The organism is Nostoc sp. (assembly GCF_036917575.1).
Taxonomy (GTDB): domain Bacteria; phylum Cyanobacteriota; class Cyanobacteriia; order Cyanobacteriales; family Nostocaceae; genus Nostoc.
This window is the reverse complement of sequence record NZ_JBALDC010000001.1, coordinates 14,344-33,255: the sequence shown is the minus strand read 5'-3', so window position 1 is coordinate 33,255 and position 18,912 is coordinate 14,344. Positions and strand designations below refer to the sequence as shown.

The 18,912-nt window shown below is 38.9% G+C and carries 13 protein-coding genes and 2 pseudogenes; 7 read left to right on the top strand and 8 right to left on the bottom strand.

The window, feature by feature from the left end; genetic code table 11:
* Nucleotides 1-201: 201 nt before the first annotated feature.
* A complete protein-coding gene (gene rpiA / locus V7K79_RS00105; protein WP_335043530.1) occupies nt 202-912 on the bottom strand; it encodes a ribose-5-phosphate isomerase RpiA in 711 nt (236 codons plus the stop codon).
* Between the two features lie 192 nt (nt 913-1,104).
* On the opposite strand from rpiA, the gene V7K79_RS00100 reads away from it, so the two are divergent.
* Complete coding sequence (locus V7K79_RS00100; RefSeq protein WP_335043528.1) at nt 1,105-1,584, top strand: hypothetical protein; 480 nt, start codon at nt 1,105-1,107, stop codon at nt 1,582-1,584.
* A gap of 283 nt (nt 1,585-1,867) precedes the next feature.
* The gene (locus V7K79_RS00095) at nt 1,868-2,542 is read left to right on the top strand and encodes an S-layer homology domain-containing protein (RefSeq protein WP_335043525.1); all 675 of its coding nucleotides are present in this window, start codon (nt 1,868-1,870) and stop codon (nt 2,540-2,542) included.
* Nucleotides 2,543-2,572: 30 nt separating this feature from the next.
* Here the strand turns inward: V7K79_RS00095 and V7K79_RS00090 are convergent, their stop codons facing one another.
* Nucleotides 2,573-3,859 carry a hypothetical protein gene (locus V7K79_RS00090; protein WP_335043523.1) on the bottom strand — a complete coding sequence of 429 codons (1,287 nt, stop codon included), beginning with the start codon at nt 3,857-3,859 and terminating at the stop codon, nt 2,573-2,575.
* A gap of 634 nt (nt 3,860-4,493) precedes the next feature.
* Between V7K79_RS00090 and V7K79_RS00085 the strand changes: the two genes are divergently transcribed.
* The 4 genes from V7K79_RS00085 (at nt 4,494) to V7K79_RS00070 (ending at nt 10,966) form a co-directional block, all read left to right on the top strand.
* Complete coding sequence (locus tag V7K79_RS00085; protein ID WP_335043521.1) at nt 4,494-7,406, top strand: DUF3131 domain-containing protein; 2,913 nt, start codon at nt 4,494-4,496, stop codon at nt 7,404-7,406.
* A 372-nt stretch (nt 7,407-7,778) separates the two neighbouring features.
* Nucleotides 7,779-9,749, top strand: coding sequence for a glycosyltransferase (locus tag V7K79_RS00080; protein WP_335043519.1), 1,971 nt, complete (start codon nt 7,779-7,781; stop codon nt 9,747-9,749).
* A gap of 88 nt (nt 9,750-9,837) precedes the next feature.
* On the top strand, nt 9,838-10,551 hold the full coding sequence (locus V7K79_RS00075) for a PIG-L deacetylase family protein (RefSeq protein ID WP_335043518.1): 714 nt from the start codon (nt 9,838-9,840) through the stop codon (nt 10,549-10,551).
* A gap of 88 nt (nt 10,552-10,639) precedes the next feature.
* The gene (locus V7K79_RS00070) at nt 10,640-10,966 is read left to right on the top strand and encodes an STAS domain-containing protein (protein ID WP_335043516.1); all 327 of its coding nucleotides are present in this window, start codon (nt 10,640-10,642) and stop codon (nt 10,964-10,966) included.
* Nucleotides 10,967-11,008: 42 nt separating this feature from the next.
* On the opposite strand, the gene V7K79_RS00065 is transcribed toward V7K79_RS00070, so the two are convergent.
* On the bottom strand, nt 11,009-12,199 hold the full coding sequence (locus V7K79_RS00065) for a SpoIIE family protein phosphatase (RefSeq protein WP_335043513.1): 1,191 nt from the start codon (nt 12,197-12,199) through the stop codon (nt 11,009-11,011).
* 150 nt (nt 12,200-12,349) lie between these two features.
* Between V7K79_RS00065 and V7K79_RS00060 the strand changes: the two genes are divergently transcribed.
* The gene (locus tag V7K79_RS00060) at nt 12,350-12,778 is read left to right on the top strand and encodes an ATP-binding protein (RefSeq protein ID WP_335043511.1); all 429 of its coding nucleotides are present in this window, start codon (nt 12,350-12,352) and stop codon (nt 12,776-12,778) included.
* Between the two features lie 20 nt (nt 12,779-12,798).
* Here the strand turns inward: V7K79_RS00060 and V7K79_RS29875 are convergent.
* The 5 genes and pseudogenes from V7K79_RS29875 to V7K79_RS00040 all read right to left on the bottom strand — a co-directional run.
* Nucleotides 12,799-14,076, bottom strand: a pseudogene (locus V7K79_RS29875) (response regulator); the annotation flags it as partial.
* Nucleotides 14,077-14,325: 249 nt separating this feature from the next.
* Nucleotides 14,326-14,817, bottom strand: a pseudogene (locus V7K79_RS29870) (histidine kinase dimerization/phospho-acceptor domain-containing protein); the annotation flags it as partial.
* A 458-nt stretch (nt 14,818-15,275) separates the two neighbouring features.
* A complete protein-coding gene (locus V7K79_RS00050) occupies nt 15,276-15,800 on the bottom strand; it encodes a Rab family GTPase (RefSeq protein ID WP_335043507.1) in 525 nt (174 codons plus the stop codon).
* Nucleotides 15,801-15,850: 50 nt separating this feature from the next.
* Nucleotides 15,851-18,040: an OmpA family protein gene (locus tag V7K79_RS00045; protein WP_335043505.1), complete on the bottom strand. Its 2,190-nt coding sequence runs from the start codon at nt 18,038-18,040 to the stop codon at nt 15,851-15,853.
* A gap of 95 nt (nt 18,041-18,135) precedes the next feature.
* The gene (locus tag V7K79_RS00040; protein WP_335043502.1) at nt 18,136-18,771 is read right to left on the bottom strand and encodes a hypothetical protein; all 636 of its coding nucleotides are present in this window, start codon (nt 18,769-18,771) and stop codon (nt 18,136-18,138) included.
* Between the last annotated feature and the right edge of the window lie 141 nt (nt 18,772-18,912).

Here is an 18,912-nt window from a genome sequence, read left to right as displayed (position 1 = left end):
TAATCCTTTTATTTAGAATAACCGGAAAGTGACAGAAGAGGGATATAGCCGTAGTCACATAGGTTAGGACATTTTAAAAGAGTGAAAGCTAGGAACAGTAATAGTTTTACCTCCTGCCTCCTGCCTTCTGCCTTCTACCTCCTGCTATATCTATTGTTAAATTTTGGATTTTAGATGTTTCTAAAATCCAAAATCCAATTCTTACAGTTGCCGCACTAATGGCTGACCATCTTTAACTTCACCAATCAAAACTAAATCGACACAGTTAACGAAGATACCATTTTCCAGAACGCCGGGAATGTTATTTAATGTCTTTTCTAGTCCGGCTGGATCTTCAATAGAGTCAAATCTCACATCTAAGACAAAATTCCCTTGGTCAGTGATTACTGGCCCAGCTTTTTTTACACCCATGCGGAGTTCTGGTTTACCACCAAGTTTTTTGATGGCATTGGTTACAGGAGTAATTGCCATTGGAATCACTTCCACGGGCACAGCGAAACTAGAACCTAAGCGGTCTACTAACTTGCCACTGTCTACCACGACGATAAACTGTTCTGCTAGGTAGTCTACGACTTTTTCGCGGGTATGTGCTGCACCACCACCTTTAATTAAATTCTTCTGCGGATCGACTTCATCTGCGCCATCAATGGCAATATCGATGCGATCAATAGCATCCAAGGTAGCAAGAGGGACACCATACTGTTTCGCCAAGACTTCTGACTGAAACGAGGTAGGTATACCAATGATATCTTTGAGTTCACCAGACTTGAGGCGATCGCCCAAAAACTGAATCGTATATGCTGTAGTTGACCCCGTACCCAACCCGACAATCGAACCCGACTTGACTAGGGCGGCGGCGGCTTTGCCAACTTCTTGTTTCATCAACTTTGCGGGATCTGCTGCTGCTGTCATTCCCAAAACTCCTGAAAAACTGACTATAGTCCATAGTAGTGGGCAGATAACGCCAAAACATCAAAGGGAAAAAACAAGTTTTTGCTAATTTCTACTTCCTTGATTAGGGACTTCCAAAATATAAAACATCCTAGTATCCGGAATAAAGGAGATGACTGATGTAATATTAATGTATATTAATATACGAACTTAATGAACAATCCCCAGTACATCGTTCCTACTTTTAAGCAACTTTTCGCTGAGATTGACCCGGAAATAGCAAATACCTTCACGGTAGAGCAATTAGAAGCGATAAAAAAGGGTTTGGCCTCTCGTGCGAGGACACGTCATTCTTTAGACATAAGAGTTTCAGTACCAATTCCCAAATTAAGATTTTATTTGGTGTTGCTAGCAGGTTCAGAACGTCGCTCTCAAGTGCGTTTACGCTCTGAAAAAGGTTTATATCCTTTTTGGACTCCTGCCAATATCTTGTTCCTCATAGGATTTCTAATCATTCTATCGACTTGTAGCTACACGATATTTTCTTTTGCATTATCTTCACTTACTCCCACATCTAGCTCTTATTACCCTACTTCAATTCCTTGGATTTACAATAAATCAGAATGTGAACACACTGGTAGAGTCTGGAATGATGGGAAGTGCTGGGATACTGAACACAGTCCTAATTTTTAAAATTTATAGCCACACCCTAAGCAGGTGGGTGGGAAAATTTATTGTTGAGATGAGGCAGAAGGCAGAGGGCAGAAGGCAGGAGGGAAGAGGGTTTTAGTCTATTTAATTTTTATTTACATAGTTTAGTTTTATTGTGCCAACTTACTTACGTAGTTAAAGCAACATTGCCCAGTTTAAATTCGTCACTAGCTGAGTTACAGGTTATTAGGAACACCCAATTTTGCGTTAACCTCAGTAACGTAGTTTTTTAAATTCACGTTAGCAGTTAAAAGTGCTTATCATCATGCGTCAGCTTTCAATTACTCTATCTTTAATGGCACTACTACAAAGCTTGCCAGCAATTGCTCAAGTACCAGAATCTACTTCTGGAATACCAGCTGATTCCATTCAACAGGTAACTGCTGTCAAATGGATGACAAACTTTCCCGATGGCAAATTTTATCCCGAAAGCTTAGTGAGTCGGGCAGAATTAGCCTCGATTATGGTAAAAGCATTTCGCCTAGATAAAAGAGAAGCTGTTACCAAAGAAAATTTAACTATCCCAGATGTTCCTCGTTCTTATTGGGCATTTAATGATATACAGACAGTACTAAAAACTGACATCATGAAAGGCTATCGGGGGAATGAATTCTTCCCTAACCAAAAGGTGACAAGGGCAGAAGCTCTGGCTATTTTCGCCCAGGCTTATGGTGTATTTCAGTTTCCCGATGCTGCTGTGAATGAGATTCTGGCTTCACATCCAGATGAAAAATATATCCCAACTTGGGCTAGAAAAGCGATCGCTACAGTAGCTAGTGAAGGATTTCTGAATACAGATGCTCAAGGTAATATTTCTCCATTAAAACCTGTAACCCGTGGAGATATGGCTTATGTATTGAGTAAATATTTGCAACGACAACAGCAACAACCTGAAACACCAGAAGTTCCGATGATTCCAAATAGCCCACAATCACCTTAATTAGATTTAATCAAACCAACGTACTCAAAATCAGTTTTGACCCGGATTTCTATACTTGTCTTGAAGTTGACGAAGAAGATATAAGGAATTAGATTGTGTTGGTTGCTGCAAGCCATAATTCCCATAATTAGATTGTGATGGTTGCGTCGGTTGCTGCAAGCCATAATTCCCATAGGTAGATTGTGGTGGTTGGGTCGGTTGCTGCAAGCCATAATTCCCATACCCTACAGGGTTTGTGGGTGTGACAACACTTTGACTCTGGCTAGAGTAAGGTACAACATTACTTGGTGCTACATTAGGCACTACCTGACCGTTATTTAAATTGTTATAGGTATTTTGCGGTAAGTTCGTATTCGTAGTTAACCCATTATTAGGCACTACTTGACCGTTATTTAAATTGTTGTAGGAATTTTGCGGTAAGTTCGTATTCGTAGTTAACCCATTATTAGGCACTACTTGACCGTTATTTAAATTGTTGTAGGAATTTTGTGGTAAGTTCGTACCCATTGATGTGTTGCCTGTCCCAGGAGTTAACCCAGTGCTTGGTAGAGAATTCTGAGTAGTTGAGCTGTTGATGGGTGGCGTTAGTGTTGTCCCTGGATTGGAGACTTGGCCCGAAGTATTTGTCTGAGTTGCAGTAGTACCATTGAAACTAGACAATTTCCGGTTTGTCGATTGGTTAAGCTCTGTTTGCAGAGGGTTGGTAGGGAGAGAATTTTGATTATTATTGGTTTGATTAGGGAATCCAATACCCAGGCTAGAGGATGTTTGGTCTCCTCCTATTGGTTCAGACGCTGCATTAAAGGTTTTAAGACCTAGAAATTGGTTACTACTATTAACCGTTCCAGTACGCAATAAATTGTCTGTTTGGACAACAAAAGGATTTTTAAAGGCTGGGGAGGTGTCGCCGTTAACGCCTAAACCAGGATCTAATTTGGTATTATTAGCAGACTTTTGTTTGTTACTTACATTATCTAATGAGTCTTTGCTCTTGTTCGCCTCAGTCTTTTGTTCAGATCCATTTGCTGTTGATGAGGGAGTTGCTTGTTCAAAGTCATTAAATAAAACTGGCAGGTTATCAATATCTGCTGCAATAGCTTTATTTTCTTGTGACAGGGAGGAATCAGCAGATTTTTCTACAACGACAGGTTTTTTTTGCTTATAAGCGAAAATATCTGGATTTGACCAGTATTCCCAGGTTGCTAGCCCAACTACGGATAAAAAAATTGCAGTTCCCCAAAAACCAGGTCGCCCTAGATTCCATAACCTGGCTTTGAGATAGCGTAAGTAGGCGGGAGGATAATGACGATTTGGCATGGGATTGGTAATTGAGATTTACTATAAATTCCTAAAATTCCACCGAAGAGGCATTGCTGTTTGATGCTTTTCTTTGCCTAGAAGGAAATGTCTCAACTGAAATTCGATTGTGATTTGATCGTAACTTCTCAAGAAATTATTAGTCATTATAAAGTCAAAAATTTATTAATAACTATTTTATACTAAACCGTTTAGTTTAAAAAATATTTTTGAGTATTTTAGCTGCGATCGCTCCAACTTCCATTTTCGCTATCTTGATTTTCTACAAGGCCAGCAACTTATCGATAGTGCTTACCGAAGAATGGATACCCCGCTCCTAAGAAACAAGGCAGGAGGCAGAAGGGAAGAGGATTTTACTTGTTTCTTCCATCCATAACGCAAGCGATCGCGTCCGTAAACAGCTTTTGTCACTCTCTGAAAACAAAAATTAAAAACAATGTTTAAAACTCTAACTGGGGTTTGTTTTTGGGCAAAATATAAATTTTTTCCGTATACAGACTTCGTTTAAAGAAACAATATACAAAACTTCCGTGTAATTCACCCTGATATTTATAACTTTTGCGAATATCATTCACTAGCGATACTCCATTCTATCGATGGCTGTACAGACGCGCTCTTAACTCCTTCTTTGCTTATGCTATACAAGCACCATCAACAAAAGCTGTTGAGATGGGTTGCATTGTTCCTAATTGGAACATTTCTGCAATTACTGTTTTACATCCCAACACCAGTCTTATCTCAAAATTCCAATAGCTGTAGCAATATTACAACCCCGCTCACATCTGAAGAACAAACTTATGCTCGTGCGGCTTGGCAGTATTTTGTCAAAAATTATCAGCCAGCAACGGGATTTACCAATTCTACTGGGGGTTATCCTTCAGGTACACTCTGGGATATGGGTAACTACCTGATGGCATTGAATGCTGCACGATGGTTGAATCTTACCGATCAAGCAGATTTTGATTCTCGCCTTAATAAGTTTTTGACAACTCTCAACAGCTTGAAGTTATTTGAAGATGCTTTGCCCAATAAAGTCTATAACGCGGCTACTGCAAAGATGGTTGATTATGGCAACAATCCACTAGAACAGGGTATTGGTTGGTCTGCTTTGGATGTTGGGCGAATACTGGCTGCGTTTGATGTTATCCGTACCTGTCATCCTCAATATAATAACTGGCTCAAAGGAATCGTAACGAAGTGGCAAGTGGCGCGATCGCTCAAAGATGGACAACTTTTTGGCGCTACTGTTCTCCCTGACAAGAAAACCTTACTAGTGCAAGAGGGACGACTCGGCTACGAAGAATACGGCGCTAGAGGTTATCAACTTTGGGGTTTCTCAGCACCCAAAGCTATTGCTTTAGAACCGTTTAAGTTAGTTGAAATTAATGGTGTGCAAATTCCGGTTGATAGCCGTGACTTTCAAAGCACCAACGCTAATAATTACGTTGTGAGTGAGTCTTACATCCTTGATGGAATTGAATTTGGCTTACAAGGAGAATTAGCTGATTTTGCTGCTAGGGTTTTAGATGTGCAAAAACGGCGTTTTGATACCACAGGTCAGTTAACTGCGGTAACAGAAGATAATATCGACCAACCACCTTATTTTCTTTACAACACCGTTTACGCCAACGGTGCAAATTGGGCAACTATTACCGATGCTAATCAACCTTATCCGCAGTTTCGCAGCATCAGTACAAAAGCTGCTTTTGGCTGGCACTATCTGTTTCCCGACAATGCTTATGCCCAAAAAGTTTTTGATGCAGTCAAGGATCTCCGCAGTCCTGATGATAGCGGTTACTATGCTGGGATCTATGAAGAATCAAAACAACCCAATAAAGCTTTGACAGGTAATACTAATGGGTTAATTTTGGAGATTTTATACTACAAAGCTAGGGGAAATCACCCGTTAATTGCTTCCACTTCTGCAAGTGTGTCTACTAGCAAGCCGAGTGAAAATGCTTCTCCAGCAACACCTGCAAATCAACCAAATTCTACTGGCAAGCCGAGTGAAAATGCTTCTCCAGCAACACCTGCAAATCAACCGAATTCTACTGGCAAGCCAAGTGAAAATGCTTCTTCAGCAACACCTGCAAATCAACCGAATTCTACTGTTACGACTGCGATCGCAACCCCTGCGGATACTTCTAAACCTACAGAAGTAACCGTTGCACCTATTCCAGCAGTAGATAGTCCCCAGCCATCATCTAATTTGAAACTAGATCGACCACTGACGCCTGTTGAACGGCGCTATGCAGAGGCGGCTTGGCGATACTTTCAAGCAAATTACCATTCTAAGAGTGGGCTGATAGACGATCGCAGTGATTTCAAAGGTGCAACCCTCTGGGGATTAGGAGATTATCTCGCTGCACTCCACGCAGCGCGATCGCTCGATACAATTACCCCCAAAGAATTTGACCAGCGTACTCGTCATCTCTTAGGAGCTTTGACAAAGTTACCGTTATTTGCTGGGGAATTGCCAAGTCGGGGTTATGATACCAGAACTCTCCAACCAGTCGATTATGGTGGAAATCCAGTTCCAGAAGGAAACGGTTGGTCAGCTTTAGATTTGGGTAGAATGCTGGCAGCGCTGTACAACTTAAAAAGCTGTCATCCAGAATATACGGCTGCCGTAGATAAAATTGTGCTGGATTGGTCATACTTACGTGTGGTGCGCGAAGGTATTCTTTCTAGTGCCATCGTTACCAAAGAGCAAGATGGGCGATATCTCACCCGCGTTAACCCCGAAACTCGCTTGGGTTATGAGGAATATGCTGCTCGTGCTTTTCAATTATGGGGGTTTAATCTCGATCGTTCTGCTGTTGGGGGTGAATATCAAACTACCTCGGTGGAGAAATTGAAAGTCCCAATTCAACGCCATCGCACAGATACTAATTCCAAAGTTAACCAATACACAGTTAGCAATCCTTTTGTACTTTATGCATTGGAGTTTGGATTAGATCCACAAATGCGATCGCTCTTTGAACCAATTTTTCAAGCACAAGCTGAACGTTACCGTCGCACCGGCGCCCTCACTGCCTCAGCCACCACCTTAATCGATCGTAAACCTTACACTGTCCACAGTACAATTACTGGGCAAGGTAAGTCTTGGGTAGCTTTAGGGGATAATGGTCAACTAGTACCAAAGGGACGATTAGTAAGTACAGCAGTAGCTTTTGCCTATAATGCCCTGCTTCCAGAAAATAAGTATAGTCAACAATTACTGCAAGCAAGCACTGATTTATATAATCCATTAGTTGGATTTTATGAGGGCTTCTATGAAACCACCGGCAAAACAGCAGTTGGTTTCACCAGCAGCACCAACAGCATGATTTTGCAATCCTTGCTATACAGTTTGACAAATCGACAACCCTTAATTCATCCGATTACCACTATGAACTCCCTTTGGTGGCAGACAGTTACTAAGGGAGATTCTGGGCGAGGTTTACCAAACAGTGCCACACAACAAACCAAGTTAACTTCTGATAGTTCTGGAAATTACTGGGTTTCAGATAGTGAAAAGACTCACCTAGTAACTGGCACAAAATAAGATAACTGAAATTTTGTGTTCTAGGGTTGCCCTCATCCCCTAACCCCTTCTCCCATATTGGAGAAGGGGAACTAAAGTAGAGAATTTGCTCCCCTCTCCCAATTTTGGGAGAGAGAGGGGCTGGGGATGAGGGCAAAACTCATACAGTCAGAAGATTTCAGCTTAAGTTGACACCAAATGATTAATAAATTGCCCCTACAGTGTGTAGTTTTGCATAAATCTTAGTAATACCAAAATCCTTGTAGAGAGAGACATAGCTCAATTGAGCAACGCTAATTTTGGATTGATCGAGAAAAATTTGTTAGTCACAAATTTAACTAGGGAATACTTATTTTGATGAGGATGCAGATACATTAACTATTGAGTACTAAGATGACTTCAGTTTCTCTGACAAACTTTTCTGGTAACAGCCGCTCAATACTCAAAAAAAGAACGCTGTTATTTCGCTACCTGGCAGAAATCAATTTAATTTTTGGTATCTGGTATTTGCAATGGCGCGTCACCCATTCGATCAATTTTGATGCCCTCTGGATTTCTATTCCTTTGCTGATAGCCGAGATTTACAGCTATTTCGGTGGCGTAATGTTTGTAATTGGGTTGTGGCGACCTTTAGTCAGACAAATTAAGTCTCTCGACCAGATGATCCCACCTCTACCCAGATCCGACTGGCCAACAGTAGATGTGTTTGTCACTTGCTACAACGAGCCGACGGAAATTGTCGAAGAAACTGCCAAAGCTGCTCTGACAATCGATTACCCACCAACAAAGTTACGTGTTTATGTGCTGGATGACGGTAACTCGGCTGATATGCGAGCGATGACAGAAAGATTGTGTATTGAAGATTTGCAGTCACCACAATTACAGCTAGAAGCGGAACGGATTGATGCAGAACATTCTGGTTTGTTAGAGCGCTTGAAGCAACTGGAAAATCTGACACCTAATACTCAAGCTGCTGAACAATGGCTGCAAACACCATCAGAATTAGTGGTGAACGAGCCTGCGGCTGGATTTTTGCAAAGTTTGCAACAGTTTATTCTTTGGCTACCTCCGACTGATAAAAGTATTAGCGATCGCCTAATTACTGAACAAAAAGCTTTAAAAGAAGCTATTCACAAAAAAGAACTAGAACTAGTTGAACTTGCTCGTTTTCGTTACATTGCTCGTCCGAAGACGCCTGGGGTAGCACATCATGCCAAAGCAGGCAATATCAATTATGCAATTTTTTCTGGAGAAACGTCAGGAAATTTTATTGTCACTCTTGATGCTGACCACATTCCCAAGCGAAATTTTCTCAAGCGAGTTCTGCCTTATTTCTACATCTATAATCTTTCAACAGGAAAATACGACCAGAATCAAATTGCTTTTGTACAAACCCGCCAGGATTTTTACAATATTCCTCCAGGCGATCCTTTTGGACATCGAGCAAATTTATTTTATGGACCGCTTCAACAAGGTAAAGATGGGATGAATGCTGCGTTTTATACGGGCACAAATGCGATCTTAAGACGTGAAGCATTAGTTAGTGTCGGACTGCAAAATTTTGCTGATGAATTTGCCAAAGATGAAAAACGTTTAGATGAATTTGATTTAGTTGGTGGGGTATCCAGTAATAGCATTACAGAAGATATGAATACAGCCATGCGTCTGCATAGTGCTGGTTGGAAATCTATTTATCACAATGAACTTTTGGCAGAAGGTTTAGCGCCAGACGATCTAAGTTCTACTCTCAAACAGCGCCTACGCTGGGCACAAGGAACTATCCAAGTGCTAGTGAGGGAAAATCCATTGACAAAACGAGGGCTAACCTTTTGGCAAAGGTTGCAATATTTCAAGACGATGTATAGTTATTTCTCTGGTTTTGCAACTCTGGTTTTTATTTCTTGTCCAATCATTTACTTTTTTACGGACATCGTTCCAGTCAAAACCTACGGCCCTGACTTTGCCATACACTTTTTCCCAGCTTTTATTATTAACCGTCTGACTTTCCTTGCAGCTACTTGGGGCATTCCAGCTAGAGAAGTATGGCGCTCGGAACAATATGCGATCGCTTTATTTCCCTTATTAATCCAAGCTGTATGGAGTGTATTCACAGGACAAAAACTCAATTTTCAAGTCACACCTAAGCAACGCCAATCTGGGATTTATCTCCGGCTCGTTTGGCCGCAGCTGGTTATTTTTATCCTTACCATCTTGGGGATGTTATGGAGCCTTTACCAATTTGCAATTGGTCATTTAAATAATCCAGAGGTTCACCTGCTTAATGGTGCATGGGCTATCTATAATTTATTACTTTTGTGGGCTATCATCCGCGCATCTGTTTGGCAGCCCCCAAAAGAAGCTTAAGAGGTTAGCAGGGAAAACTGGAAAAGGGCAGGTGAAAAAATAACTCATGACAGCTGATTTGCAAATCTTATTTAGAAAGAAAACAGCTATGAACACTTATTCCGACTCAAACAACTTTGGTCAGCGAACTGTCTTAACAATCTATGCTCATGCTGATGATGAAGTTCTACCTGCTGCTGGTACTCTTAGTTTGATGTCCAAAGCAGGATGGAATGTTCGTTGCTTAATTTTGACCGATGGCGGTCTTTCCAGTTCACCTGTTAAAGGTACACGTCATCAAGAAGCAGATGCAGCTGGTAAAATCATCGGTGCAACTTATGAGTTTTATGCACTTGAGGAGTGTAATTTCTCCACACAAGCAGTAATTAAAGTTACTGAAGAAGCTCTAGGACGATGGCAACCGGATCTGATTATTACTCACGCACCACAACCTGAAAAATATGGACATAGAGATCATGAAGTGTGTGCGATCGCAGTTTCTAATGTTGCTACCCGCAAAAATATACCCTTGTGGTATTCAGCACCACCTGTTTTTTTGCGCGGTTTTGAACCCAACTTTTTTGTGGATATCACCTCTGTAATTGAGGAAAAAGTTGCCGCTATCGGTTGTTATGAATCAGAATTAAATAAAGCATTTATGCAACTCGATGCCATACTTGTTCTATCTCGCTTTTGGGCACGAGAGTTAGGTCAGAAAGATGGCTATTTTGAAGCTTTTGAAATTTCTCGGCAATGGGTTGATGCTAGCTTTTTTATGGCGATCGCAAATAATAGTAATCAGCAAGTAGTAAAACAAAGCTAATTGCTGACTTTATCTATTGCGGTTTAATTAGGTCAATGCCAAAATATAACTACATAGTTTTCAAGCAAAATAATCGGAAAATAAAACCATGAGTTTGAATGTAAAAGTACTAGAGTTATCTGGAATTTTAGATGGTATTAGAGGTAACGAACTACGTCGTGAAGTTAGCGGTATATTAGCAAACGGAGCTGATATTTTGTTGCTCGATATGAAAGAAGTAATGTTTATTGATAGCTCAGGCTTAGGTGCTTTAGTATCAGCAATGCAAATGGCACGAACTACTAAGGCTAAACTGTTTGTTTGTTCTATAAGTGATCAAGTTAGAATGTTATTTGAACTGACTAAAATGGATAGAATTTTTCACACATTTGCCGATCAAGATGAATTCAATCGTCAAGTATTGGCAATACAGTAACCTCTGATAATATCTCAAATAAAATATGCAGATTTGATGATCCTAACCAAAGTTAACTTTTACTAAAGATAAGTCATCCTCAAGATTATTTTGAGCATTTAAGGTGAGAATTTTGGCTAAAAGTTGAGTTAGGTTACAAGTATCTTTCTGACTATATTTGGTTAGTAAGTCAATGAAAGCATCGATTCCCCAAATTTTGCCATCTGACTGATTAATTTCATAAGCACCATCACTAAAGATGTATAAAGTGCTGTTTTCTTTAACATTAAAAACAGCTTCTTCAAATTGAACTTCCGGTAAAAAGCCGATTGGTAAATCTAAGGAAGTTAGCTGTTTAACTTCGATGTTGTTTGTGGAGGTATTAGATAACAGTAAAGCTGGTGGATGTCCAGCGTTGGCATAGATGAGTTGACGTTTAAGGCGGTGATAAACTCCATACCAAATTGTAAAGTATTTATCACCGTGCTTACTCATTTGGAAAGCATGATTGAGAGCTTTTAGGACTTCACTTGGTTGAGAAAAGTTAGTGTTCGGTAGGGATTGCGATCGCAAAACATTCAGCACCGATACCGATAGGAGGGCTGAACCCACTCCATGACCTGATACATCCAACAAATAAATTGCCAAGTGATCCTCGTCAATCCAATGATGGTCGAAGCAATCACCTCCTAGCTGCGCTGAAGGAATAAACAAATTTTCTGTAGTTACAGCTCCGACAAGCGGTGAGGGTAAAAGCGATCGCACATAATCAGCGGCCTCAGCCAATTCTGCTTCCAAAATTTGCTTTTGAGTTTGCAAATCCTGATTTAGTGTCTCCAAAGCTTGCTTTTGACTTTGTAAATCCTGATTTAGCTGGTGTAACCTTAGTCCTGCTCTCACTCGTGCTTTTAATTCATTCATCTCTATCGGCTTAGAGATAAACTCGTCCGCTCCAGCGTCAAGTCCCCTAACTCTATCTTCCTCCTCTCCTCGTGCTGCTCCCCTAGCCGTCAATAGAATAAAAAAAGTAGTTGCTAACTGTGGATCTGTTCTAATTCGACGACACACTTCTAGCCCATCTACTTGTGACATCATCCAGTCACAGATAATCAAAGCCGGATGTAGGAGTTGTGCTTGTCTAATTCCTTCTTCACCATTGCTAGCTACAGTAGTCTCATAACCCTGCCTTTGGAGTGTACTTTTCAGTACGGCTCGTACTGTCGGGTCATCATCAATAACCAGAATTTTAAACATAAATTACAGTTTACTAAGTAAAATGATTGGTAAATAGTTACTTTAGTTTAAGTTATATGCAATTTAGTTTTTAATGTATAGTAAAAATACTCAAATTAAATAAACTAATTAAGGAATATGATGATTTAACAATATTTTCTTAGTGAAGAAGTGAATAATAAAATTTCTCTCAAAGTCAACACAGACCTGACAGCTTCATCTCAAGTTTTGTCTTGGTTCGAGCAGATCAATCAACCACTTATTATCGATAAACAAATTTGGTGGCAATGTCAAACTCTGATGATAGAAGGCTTTACTAATATTGTTGAACACGCCCACAAAAATTTACCTATTGAAACTCAAATTGAGATGGAAGCTGTGCGGTTAGATGAATATATAGAAATTCGCATCTGGTCTCAAGGTGAAGCCTTTGACTTAGAACAGCAATTGCGCCAAACATCTGAATTTGAGGATAATGATCTAGAGCGCGGGCGGGGTTTAAAAATTATGTCTGCTATTGCTAACAAATTGAGTTATCAGCCCACAGGAGATAATCGTTACTGTTTATTTATTAGTAAATATTACAAAACAAACATATAATTGAAGTGGGAAGACACTGACTACTTACTACTGATTAAAAACTCTTCGATGCGTTTAATAAACTCTTCTAACTCTAAGATTAAGTTAGTAGTACCTCGACGCTCTTGGTTTATCGCTGATTGTTCTAATTTTTCTGCTGCTACATACATGGTTGTAACTCCTATATTGGCACTAGCACCTTTAATTTGATGAACTTGGAGTACTATTTGCTGAAAGTTATGAGTTGCGATCGCTATTTTAATTAACTCTAGACGAGGTTGAATATCCTCAACAAATATTTGTAATAGTTCCAATTCAAATTCTGGATTGTTTTCTGAAAGTTGATGCAAGCGTTCCCAATCAATTGGGAGGTCAACTGCACTTATATCTATTGTAGAAACTGTCTGCTCTGTGGCAGATGTTTCTTTTGCTCTAAATATCACATTTCCCCAATACTCTAGCGTCGCGGCCAAATTTTCTTTCATCACCGGCTTGCTCAAATAGTCGTCCATTCCGGCATCTAAACACAATTGTTTGTCTTGTTTCATCGCATTAGCTGTCATTGCAATTATTACAGGACGACGACCACTAGCAAAGCTGCTTTCTTGCCAACGATGAATTTGTTTTGTGGTTTCCAAACCGTCAAGAACTGGCATTTGGCAATCCATTAGAATTAAATCATAGGGAATTTTTTCTAATAGCTGCAATGCTTCTTTCCCATTATTAGCGATATCAGCACTGTAGCCCAGATTTTTGAGTTGTTTCAAGGCTATTTTCTGATTCACCAAATTATCTTCAGTTAAAAGAATTCTTAATTTATGTAAGTCAGGAGACTCAGAAGAGGAAGCGGGGAGAGGGGGACAAGGGGTTTTATGGGAGGATAACTCTAATATATCCTGACTCTTGAACGCCAGTTGTTCCACTTCAGGAGACTTGATCGCTTTTTGTATCTCTTGTTGTGAGAAGACCACACTGGCTGCTGCTGACTCCTCTGGAATAACAGAAGCGGTAATCGTAAAGTAAAACGTGCTACCTGCATTAAGCTCACTTTCAACCCAAATTCTGCCACCCATTAATTCACACAGTTGTTTGCAGATAGCAAGACCTAAGCCAGTACCACCATACTGTCGAGTAATAGAGGAATCAACTTGACTAAAAGCTTTAAATAAACGTTCAAGGCGATCGCGTGGAATTCCAATGCCTGTATCTTTAACACTAAACTGAATTTCGTTAGGATTGGCAGCAAAAGAATGATTAATATCGCTATTCTTGCGGGTTATAATTGAAATTTCTATGGTTCCAGTTTCGGTAAATTTAATCGCATTACAGAGTAAATTAATTAAGACTTGGCGCAGTCGGGTAATATCTCCGACAATCCTAGTAGGAAGTTCAGGAGTATCAAAAAATGTGAGTTTTAAACCTTTTTCTCTAGCTGTAGGCGCAAGCATATAAAGAGCCTCATGAATGCAATTTCGCAAACCAAAAGGTTCCGCTTCGAGTTCTAAGTTGCCCGATTGTATTTTAGAGAAGTCAAGGAAATCGTTAATAATTTTGAGTAAAGAATTTCCACTGATGTAAATAGTTTCAACAAACTCTTGCTGTTCAGCAGTCAATTCAGTATATTGCAACAAATTGGTCATACTAATTACCGATGCGATCGGAGTCCGAACCTCATGGCTAATCATCGCTAAGAATTCTTGTTTAGCGAGTTCTGCCTGCTTTCGTTCAGTCATGTCTCGCAAAATGTAAACATAACCTTGAAAGTGTTCAATCTCCGTCTTAACTATTGAGGATGAAAAAGCTACGGGAATTGTTTTACCACTTTTAGGATAACAAACGGTTTCTATTTCTTTTATTAAAGGATTTTTTTCTTGATTTTGGAATATACCAATATTTTCAATATCATCAAGAATCAAAGGATATTTGTTAACTTCTTTAAGAACTTTCGTGATAGGTTGACCAATTAGTTCGATTTCGTTATATTGTAATAATATTTGTGCGGCATAATTTACTTTTTTTATCTCACCTGATAATGTTGTTACTAACAAAGCATCCGCCATTGATGTCACAATCTGGTCAATATATTGTTTAGAAGCTTTTAAGTTACGTAACAAAAGATTTGCTTCATTTGCACCTTGAAATAAAGATTGCTCAAGTACCATCCGTTCTGTAGCATCTTCGATAACGATGGTTAGTTGATTGCTGTAATGGTCTTTTTGGAGATTATTAATAATACGAATATCAATATAGGAAGGAGAAGCAGGATGTTGCGATCGCATAATTCCTTTTAATTCAAAATTATCTTGTTCTCCCTGTAAAATTGCATCAAATATATCTTCAAGTCCCTCTAATTCAGGAAACACAATCCGAATATCCTGACCGAGCTTTGCTTCATTATGAATATCAGCAAAATGATTTAATTCCAAAGACATCTCTAGAATCTTGAAGTTTTCATCAATTATTAAATATTCAACACCACATACAGATAATAAATTTGTCAAAAATGAATTCATCTTAATTAAATTAAACGAGTGGCTAAAGCTTGAAAGATTTTATCAACATTATTGCCAGTTTTCGCTGAAGTTACATAAGTGTTTAATATATTAGCTTGATTGTTGAATTGATACATTTGACGAATTTTTTCTAAATATTCGGCTGCAATCATATCTGATTTGTTCAGTGCAACAACAATATAGCTATTAGGATTAACAGCTAAAAAAGTTTGAATATGCTCTTGGATATGATTGAGTGTTTCTGCTTGTGTCACATCACCGACTATCACAGCACCTTTGGAACCTTGAAAGTAATTGTTAGCAACTGCTTTAAACTTATTACTGCCTTCAATATCCCAAATTATCAACTGTAGTTTTTGCTCGCTCACAAGATTTTTTTCTGATATACCAAGCAATTTACGAGATATTTTTACTCCGACAGTTGAAAGGTATTCATCACTAAACTGACATTCTACAAATTGACGAATCAAACTAGTTTTACCAACACCAAAATCACCAAATAAGCATATCTTTTTAGAAATTGTAGACATAGTTGCAGAAAAATAGAGAATGTTTTATCCGAATCATAGCTACTATAAACTTAAAATTGCTTGTTTATCGATTCTAAAGCGACACAACGGCTTAACCACAAGGGTTGAGTTCGATCAATTCCTGGTGGTAAATTTGTCCTCCCAATGACCTGTAGACGAGATGGCTCAATGCCTAATTTAATCAATGCTTGTTGTACAGCCTTTGCTCGCGCCAGTGCCAATTTTTGAGATTTGTTCGCGCTAGTACGGTCACTATAACCAATGATTTTTAAATGCTTATTTGGGTGCTGATTAAGGAAAAACTTAACCTGTTGAATCTTATACGCTGTATCTGCTTTCATTAAACTTGCTGAGTTGGGTTGAAAGTAAAATCGAACTTCAATCTGTGGGGGTTCTACTCGTACCGCGCTAGACACAGATTTTACGCCGGGAATTTGTTCAAATGCCTTGACAATAATCTGAGCATCTGCAATTCGGTTGACAGTTCCTTCAACAGCTACTTTATCAGCAATGTATTGAGCAGAAATTGCTATATCGTCAGTTTGATTTAAAACTGCTGTGACTCGTTTGACTTCAGCAGCAGCTAATACGGGGTCTGCTGGTACTTCTACTAATAAAATTTGATTATCAATCAACCAATTAGGAGAGGTGATTTTGACAGTTTGCTCGGCTTTCTGGCGAAGAAGTTGATTAGGTAATCGTCCTGTTAATTTTAATTTGTTGTGTTCTACTTTTACAGGAAGCCGATATACAGCTAGTTCTGGAACAGAAGTTAGAGCCAACGAAGTTTGATTTTCAATGGAATGTATAACTCCACTACGGTATTGCCAAATACCCCAAGGAATTATAATGGTACTGATAACTGTTAAAACTAATATCTGGAGCGGTGAGATTTTTGTTTTCTTTTTCTCCTGAATATCTGTATATTTGAGTTCTTCTAAAAGTGTATGAATTTCAATAGAAATTGAATCTGGATCGCCGTCAAATTTTTCAATTAAATCACCATGCTTTTTAACGATTATGCTGAAGACTTCCCGCATTTTAAAAATAAACTTTTTGCTTGGTTCGCCACGTACAACAATCGCTAAATAACAGTATCCGGCAACTTCTAAAATTATTTTTGATGTTCCATATTCAATTGCATCCAATTCTGTTATGCTTCCAGATTGATTGATGCAATCATTGGCAAAGCTGCGAATTGCTGTTAGCATTCCTGCTACCATTTCAGCTTCTAACTGCTCTACATCAGAATGCTGAATATTTGAGATAATTAAACCAGACGCTTTATGAATCAAGAAAATAGCTTGAATTGTAAATGGTAAAGCTTCTTTAAGAATTAATTCTGCTTCCGAAACTCCCTGTAGCTTGGCACGAATTTTACGTTGAATGCCTTCAACGCTGAGGGTTTCTTCAACTTGTCGATTAATGGCACGGATTGTCTCTGCCATATATTTGGCTATGGTACTACCAATAACTGGGTAGAGTGCATCCACCATAATATTTTGCTCAATTTCAATTTGCTTTTTGATGGCTCGTCCCATTGCCGGAGCGATCGCATCTGAAACTTCTTCTGGAGCAATAATAATCTGTTGGGAAATAGCTAAAGGAACTACAGGTGCGATCGCCTCACTCATGCTAATTTTATCTTGTTCAGTGCGACTACGGATAGTCTCATCGATAATAGGAGCAATTATCTGGACAATTTCCTCTCTCGACTCTGTAATCTTCAGCTTTAAAAGCTCAGAAATCCACGGTAGTAGTAGATTTATTAGCTCTTTAGGGTCATAAATTTGATGCTCTATTTTTGTTAACTTTTGTTCGAGTTTAGTTGTAATCTGATTTATTTCTGATAACTCATATCCGACTAATATTTCCCGTAATTTTTGTAATGCATCCTCTGAGTTATCTAATTTATCCTCAAATTCTGTAAATATTTCAATAGATTCTTCTAATTCTTCTTGGGTAGTTTGTGAGTAATTAGATGTATCTTGAGGAAAATTAAAATTTGACTCTAAATAAGCTTCACATACTTCTAATGTCACTGGAGGAAGTTGCAAAAATTCAATTTCTTCTGGAATATCCTCATTTTGATCGCTTTCTGATGGTGATAAAGGAAAAGACTGCTCAGGTGATTCGATAATTTTGAGTTCAATTAGCAAAGACAGTAAATTGTCAAGCTGTACAGGTATTTTTGGCTTTAACTCAACAGATTTAGAAATCGAATTTTTCACCTGAGTCATCCTTTTTAAATTGCTAATTTAGGAGCTATAAATTATTATCTCCCTTATCTTTATTTAACTTCTGACTTAATTACGAATGTAATTTTGCCCTACTCTTAGAGTGAGTTAACACTGACTTTTGAAAACTTTGTACTTTCTAAAAGCGGTACAGCAGTATATTCGTTGCTGCGCTCATTGGCTGCTTCTCGCAATTTAGGAATAAATTCAGTTTCTTTCAGACGCATTCCTAAGGCAAACAAAGTTTCAGCCATATCGTCTTTAGAAACTTTATTATCTGTCAACTGCGAAAAGCGTCGCTCTATTTCTTCTAAAATCAGATCGCGTAATGCCGTGACATCATCTTGTAATTGGACTTTAGTTTGAAATACTTCATCTCGAATCGAGGTAGTTTGGCTATCTAAGGTTTCATCAAGCGACTGAACGCTGCTAGAAAACTTTTTATTAAGTCTATCAACCTGTTGCCGTAAGTCAAGAGTTTCTTCTTGAGTTGCCAGGTTAAGTGACTTCAGCTTTTTATCCAGGGACTCAAACCCCGTTTTTAGTTCAGCAGAAAAGTTGGACTTGAGTTGCTCGACATGCAATCGCGTCTGTTGTTGCAGGAGAGATATATCTGACTCCAGCTTGGTAAATCGATTTTCGTACTCTCTTAGCTGTGTTCCAAGAATAATATCGCGGATCTGATCTACATTGCCAAGTCTTTCTCGTACATCGTCTCTACTCATCTGACTCATTAGGAAAACCTCGCTTTTCAGGAATCAATTGGGAATAAGAGGTGATGCATTTAACTGACATTTAGGCTAAAAATTCTTAGCTTCTGATGCAGCTAACTCACCGAATATACTTTGTTATTATTCCCAATCGGTTAGAATTTC